At 39.6% G+C, this 892-nt stretch carries 2 protein-coding genes; one reads left to right on the forward strand and one right to left on the reverse strand.

The features are described from left to right. A partial coding sequence (locus D5R40_RS33375; protein WP_134239681.1) for a HEAT repeat domain-containing protein occupies positions 1-624 on the forward strand: 624 nt, incomplete at its 5' end. Here the strand turns inward: D5R40_RS33375 and D5R40_RS33380 are convergent. Then, positions 549-892 (reverse strand): HEAT repeat domain-containing protein (locus D5R40_RS33380; protein WP_161565196.1); only part of this gene is annotated, 344 nt, incomplete at its 5' end. The genes D5R40_RS33375 and D5R40_RS33380 overlap by 76 nt on opposite strands.

Here is an 892-nt window from a genome sequence, read left to right on the forward strand (position 1 = left end):
GCAGTAGCAGTAGAGCAAATAGCTAGGGGTTGGAAACATCATCCAGAAACTCTACCTTTGCTCAAACAATTAGCGCATTCTGATAATAATTGGCAGGTGCGGTTTGAGGCAGTACGACAAATATTTAGAGGTTGGAAGCATAACCCAGAAACTTTACCTTTGTTCAAACAATTAGTGCAGTCTGATAATGATCGTTTTGTGCGAGCAGTAGCAGTACAACAAATAGTTAGAGGTTGGAAACATTACCCAGAAATTTTACCTTTGCTCACACAATGGATACAGCTCAATAGCAATTGGGATGTACGAATAGTAGCAGTACAACAAATAGTTAGAGGTTGGAAACGTCACCCAGAAATTTTACCTTTGCTCACACAATTAGTGCAGTCTGATGATGATTGGCAAGTAAAAGTTGGAGCAGTAGAACAAATAGTCATAGGTTGGAAACGTCGTCCAGAAACTTTACCTTTGCTTAAACAATTAGCACAGTCTGATGATGATTGGCAGGTACGCTCAGAAGCATTGGACCAAATAGCCAAAGGCTGGAAAAGTCATCCAGAATGCGCTAATTGTTTGAGCATAGGTAAAATTTCTGGCTCATGTTTCCAACCAGTAGCTAATTTTTGAACCACTGTTTGTCGCAAAAATTTATTATCAGACTGCACTAATTGTTTGAGCATGGGTAAAGTTTCTGGCTCATCTTTCCAACCAGTAGCTAATTGTAGAATTGCTTGTTCTCGCACCCACCGATCATCATCAGACTGTACTAATTGTTTGAGCATAGGTAAAATTTCTGGCTCATTTTTCCAACCAGTAGCTAATTGTTGAACCGCTATTTGTCGCACCCACCGATCATCATCAGACTGTACTAATTGTTTGAGTATGGGTAAAATTT

It is taken from the genome of Okeania hirsuta (genome assembly GCF_003838195.1).
GTDB lineage: Bacteria > Cyanobacteriota > Cyanobacteriia > Cyanobacteriales > Microcoleaceae > Okeania > Okeania hirsuta.